The sequence below is a fragment of the Pseudomonas sp. W15Feb34 genome, assembly GCF_023127765.1.
GTDB lineage: Bacteria > Pseudomonadota > Gammaproteobacteria > Pseudomonadales > Pseudomonadaceae > Aquipseudomonas > Aquipseudomonas synxantha_A.
In genome coordinates, this window is the sequence record NZ_SPKN01000036.1 from 1 (window position 1) to 5,730 (window position 5,730).

2 protein-coding genes are annotated in these 5,730 nt (G+C 63.0%); both read right to left on the minus strand.

Translation table 11 applies throughout. The features are described from left to right. A partial coding sequence (locus E4O97_RS17565) for a non-ribosomal peptide synthetase (RefSeq protein ID WP_248161830.1) occupies positions 1–5,155 on the minus strand: 5,155 nt, incomplete at its 3' end. A gap of 3 nt (positions 5,156–5,158) precedes the next feature. Next, positions 5,159–5,730: phosphopantetheine-binding protein (locus tag E4O97_RS17570; protein ID WP_248161832.1), on the minus strand; the 572-nt coding region annotated here is incomplete at its 5' end.

Below are 5,730 nucleotides of genomic sequence, written 5' to 3' on the forward strand. Positions count from 1 at the left end.
TGGAACCGGAGGTGTAGATCACGTAGGCGAGGTTGTCGCCATCCAGCGCCACATTCGGTGCTGTTTCGCTATAACTTGACCAGGCGTGCACCTGATCCACCGCCAAGGCTTCCAGGCCCTCCGGGATCGGCAACCGCTGCTGCACTGCAGAATGAGTCAGCAGCAATTTCGAGCGGCTGTCCTGCATCATGTACAGCAAGCGATCACGCGGGTACTCGATATCCAGCGGCACATACACGCCACCGGCTTTCATCACCGCCAGGAACGCCACCATGATTTCGGCACTGCGCGGCATGGCAATGGCCACGCGCACTTCCGGGCCGACGCCACGGGCAATCAGGGCATGAGCCAGACGGTTGGCCTGGCGATCCAGTTCGCCGTAGCTCAGGGTTTGTGCGTCGAACTTCACCGCCACCGCCGTCGGGTTTTCCCGGGCGCGATCGGCAAACAATTCGTGCACCCAGCGCTCGGCCGAGAAGCCAGAATCCGTGCGGTTCCAGAGTTGCAGGATCTGTTGTTGTTCGGCCGCGTCCAGCAAGCTCAACTGACTGAGCTGCTGCCGCGGGTTGGCAACCATCCCCTGCAGCAGGTTCTGCCAGTGGCGCGCCATGCGTTGCACAGTGCCAGCTTCGAACAGGTCCTGGGCATAACCCAGGGTGGCCCATATGCCTTCGGTGGACTCCTGGATATCCAGGTCCAGGTCGAAATGAGCGGTCTTGCTTTCCCACTCCAGCCCTTGCACCTGCAACGCTGGCAATTGGCGCTGAACCTGGACCTGGCCGACATCGGTCTGGTGGTTGAACATGACCTGAAACAACGGGTTGTGACTCAGGCTACGCTCGGGTTGCAGAGCTTCCACCAGTTGTTCGAACGGCAAGTCCTGGTGGGCCTGGGCCTCGACCGCGCGTTGCCGAACGTGCTGCAACAACTGCTCGACACTCATCTGCCCATGCACATCCGCCTTGAGCACCTGAGTGTTGACGAAAAAGCCGATCAGCCGCTCGGTCTCGCTGCGATTGCGGTTGGCAATCGGCACACCGACGCGTATTTCTTCCTGGCCGCTGTAGCGGTGCAACAAAGTCTGGAACGATGCCAGCAGCAACATGAACAGGGTCACGCCCTGCTCTTGCGCCAACACCTTGAGGCCCTGAGTGAGTTCGGGCGCCAGCTCGAAGGCCAGGCGCGCGCCACGGTGGCTCTGCACCGCCGGGCGCTGGTGGTCGAACGGCAACTCCAGCACGCTCTGCTCACCGCCCAACAGCTCACGCCAGTAGGCCAGTTGACGTTGCTTCTCGCCGGCGTCCATCCAGTTACGCTGCCATACGGCATAATCGGCGTACTGGATCGGCAACACCGGTAGCGGCACATCCTGGCCTTGGCTGTAACCGGCATACAACTGCACCAACTCCTCGACCACCAACTGCATTGACCAACCATCGGAGACGATATGATGCTGCACCAGCACCAACACATGCTCGTCGGCGGCCAGGCGCAGCAACGTCACGCGTAGCAACGGGCCCTGCTGCAGGTCGAACGGCTGGGCAATCAACGCTTCTACCCGGGCCTGAAGCTGGGCCTCATCGACATCAGCCTGGGTGATCGGCAAGGCCACCTGCGGTTCAATCACTTGCACCGCGCCGTCGTGATCCTGGCGAATATGGGTGCGCAAGCTTTCATGGCGCGCCAGCAAGCTATCGAAACTGTGCTGAAGCGCGCCTGGATCCAACTGCCCTTTCAAGCGTAATGCACTGGGGATGTGATACGCCGCACTCTGGGGCTCCAGTTGCCACAGAAACCATTGACGCTCCTGGGCATAAGACAACGGCAACGGCTGCTCGCGGCCCGCCGGCAGCAGAGGTGGCGCCGTCGGCATCGGGCTGTCCTGGGCCTGCAAGGCGGTGACAAATGCCTCCAGGCGTGGGTGTTCGAACACGGCCTTGAGCGGCACTTCCAGGCTCAGGGTCTGGCGTATCCGTGATACCACCTGCATCGCCAACAGCGAATGCCCGCCCAGCTCGAAAAAGTGCTGGTTCAGGCCCACGTGCTCGGTGCCAAGGACATCCGCCCAGATCGCTGCCACCTGTTGCTGCAACGGTGTGACCGGCGCCAGCCAGTCCTGTTGCAAGGCGGCGGCTTCGGGTTTGGGCAGCGCCTGGCGGTCCAGCTTGCCGTTGGGGTTCAAAGGCATGTGGTCGAGGAAGATCAGGTGCGCTGGCACCATGTAGTCCGGCAGGTGTTCACGCAAGGTCAGCATCAGTTGTTCGCCAGCCTCCGCGCGCTCGGTTTCAGACAGCGTCTGCGCCGGCACCAGGTAGGCCACCAGTTGGTTGTCAGCCGCCAGCAACAAGGCTTCACGCACACTGTCCTGAGCCAGCAGTACGCTTTCAATCTCACCCAGTTCAATGCGGAAACCACGGATCTTGACCTGGTGGTCGACCCGCCCGACATACTCCACCACGCCGTCGGCGCGATAACGCGCCAGGTCGCCCGTGCGGTACAGGCGCTCGCCTGCCGCGCCGAACGGGTCCGCGACGAAACGTTCGGCAGTCAGGCCCGGCCGTTGTAAATAAGCGCGGGCCAAGCCACTGGCGCTGGCGATATAGAGTTCACCGACTGCGCCCAGCGCCAGCAAGTTCAGGTCGCGGTCCAGCACATACAGACCACGCCCTGGCAGCGCCCGGCCAATCGGGCTGGCACCGGCGGCGCTGACGGCGCTCGCGTCGGTGCAGTCCAGCACACTGGAGACCACAGTGGCCTCGGTAGGCCCGTAGGTGTTGAGCAAGCGCACATGGCCGAGCCCGGCGCGCTGCCACAGGAGTGGGCCATCCAACGGCATGGCTTCGCCGCCGATATGGATCTGGCGCAAGGCACCATAAGACCTCGGGCCCGCTGCCAGGCAGTCTTGCAGGAACAGCTTCCAGTAGGCCGTGGGCAAGTCGGCCAAGGTGATGCCCTGGGCGATGATCTGCCGATACAGCTCGGCACCGTCCCACAGTTGCGGGCCGCGCAGTACTACGGTGGCACCGAGGGTCAGGGCCGGGTACAACTGCTCGACAAAACCGTCGAAGTTCAGGGTGGCAAACTGCAACACCCGGTCTTGGGCAACCAGTTGCGAGTAATCCGCCGCGATGCCAACGAACTCACTCAGGGCAGCATGGCTGATGGCAACCCCCTTGGGCTTGCCGGTGGAGCCGGAGGTGTAGATCACGTACGCCAGGCTCTGGGGCTCGACATCAGTCGGTAGATTGTCCTCGGAGCACTGCGCCAATGGGGCCAGGTCAATATCCACGGACGACACATGAGCCGGCAACGGCAGGCGCCCGCGCAGGTGGGATTGAGTCAACACCAGGCCGACGCCGCTGTCCTCAAGCATATGCACCAGGCGTTCGCGCGGGTACTCAGGGTCCAACGGCACATAGGCTGCGCCCGTCTTGAGCACCGCCAGCAAGCTGACCACCATGGCAAAGGAGCGCTCGATGCAGATCCCCACCGGCCCATGCGGGCCGATGCCCTGAGCCAGCAGGTAATGCGCCAGCCGGTTGGCCTGGCGGTTCAGTTCGCCATAGCTGAGGGCCTGGTCATCCAGGGCCAGGGCCTGGCGGCCTGGCTGCCGGTCGGCCTGGGCTTCAAACAGCCGGTGCACCGCGTGCAGGGTGGTGGCACACGCCGGAGCATTCCAATCCTGGAGCATCACCTGTTGCTCCACGGCACTCAGCATCGGCAGCTCGCAGAGACGGCTGCGCGGTGCGTTCACCACCGCCTGCAACACGTGCTGCCAGTGCTGCGCCAAGCGCTCGACGGTAGCGGCGTCGAACAAGTCAGTGGCATAGGTCAGCGCAGCCCAGAGGCCCTCGGCGGATTCATGGGTATCCAGGCTCAGATCGAAATGGGTGGTCGGGCTGTCCCACTCCAGTTCCACCACACGCAGGCCCGGTAACTGCTGGCCTTCGCGGCCGCCCTGAGCATCGGTCTGGTGGTTGAACATCACCTGGAACAATGGGTTGTGGCTCAAGCTGCGTTCGGGCTGCAACGCCACCACCAGTTGTTCGAACGGCAGATCCTGATGGGCCTGGGCCTCCAGGGCGCGACGCTTGGTTTGTTGCAGCAGTTCGGCAAAGCTCATCTGCCCGTCGAGGTCAGCCTTGAGCACCTGTGTATTGACGAAGAAGCCGATCAGCCGCTCGGTTTCGACACGGTTTCGGTTGGCATTCGGCACGCCAATACGAATGTCCGACTGCCCGCTGTAGCGATACAACAGGGCTTGGAACGACGCCAGCAACAGCATGAACGCCGTCACACCCTCCTGCTGCGCCAGGCGCTTGATACCGGCCACCAGAGCCGGTGGCAGATGCACCTGCACGCTTGCACCGCGATGGCTTTGCTGCGCCGGACGCGGGCGGTCCAGCGGTAGCTCAAGCACCGGCTGCTCGCCGCCCAGCAGGGCCTGCCAATAGGCCAGCTGGCGCGCCTGCTCTCCGGCCTCCATCCAGCCTCGTTGCCACAGGGCGTAGTCGGCGTACTGGATCGGCAGCTCAGGCAATCGCAAATCATGGGCCTGACTGTGAGCGGCGTACAACTGCACCAGCTCTTCGACCATCACTTGCATCGACCAACCATCGGACACGATGTGGTGCTGCACCATCACCAGCACATGTTCATCTTCGGCCAGTTGCAGCAGCGTCACGCGCAACAACGGCGCCTGGTGCAAATCGAACGGCCGTGCGACTTCGGCTTCCACCCGCGCCATCAACTGTGCCTCGTCGATACGCGCCTGGTGGATCTGCACCCGCGCCTGGGGCATCACCGCTTGCCAGAGGCGTTCGCCGTCCTCGACCAGTTGTGTGCGCAAGCTCTCATGCCGGGCCAGCAGGCTGTCGAAACTGCGCTGCAATGCCGCCAGGTCCAAGTGCCCGTGCAGACGCAGGGCGCCGGGGATGTGATAGGCGGTGCTGTCCGGATCCAGTTGCCAAAGAAACCACTGGCGCTCTTGAGCGTAGGACAGCGGCAGATGTTGGCCGTCCTCGCGGATCGAGGCAATCGGCAGTTGAGCGAAACTCATGCCCCGGCTTTGCAGGCGCTGGTAAAACTGCTGGCGCTGCTCCAGAGGCAAGCGAAGAAAGCGCGACACCAAGTCGATATTAGGGTTGGAAAGCATGGTTCAAATCGCCTCTAGTTCGCTCAAAAAGTCACGCAGGTCATCAAAATCTTCCACGCTGCCGGCGCGGAAAGTGGCTGCGGCCTGCACGTAGGCACGCAGCGATTCGGTCTGGAACAGTTCCATCAGCGGCACGTCAAGGCCCAATTCGGCTTGCACCCGGGAGGTGATCTGGATCGCCAGCAAGGAATGGCCGCCGACTTCAAAGAAGTTGTCGTTCAGGCCCACTTGCGGCAGGTGCAGGATGTCGGCCCAGATCGCAGCGATCTGTTGTTCAAGCTCGGTTTGCGGGGCCACGTACTGTTGCTGCATCTGGCTCGCATCCGGCAATGGCAAGCCCTTGCGGTCGAGCTTGCCGTTGGGGGTCAGCGGCATTTGCGCCAGGAATACGAAGTGGCTGGGCACCATGTAGTCCGGCAGGTCGGCTTTCAAGGCTCGCCGCAGGGCATCGCGAAACTCGGCGGGGTCTGCCAGGCTGACATCTGCCGGCACTACATAGGCCACCAACTGCTTGCCGGTCGGCCCCTCCTGGGCGACCACCACGGTTTCACCGACGCTGACCTGCTCGCGCAAAC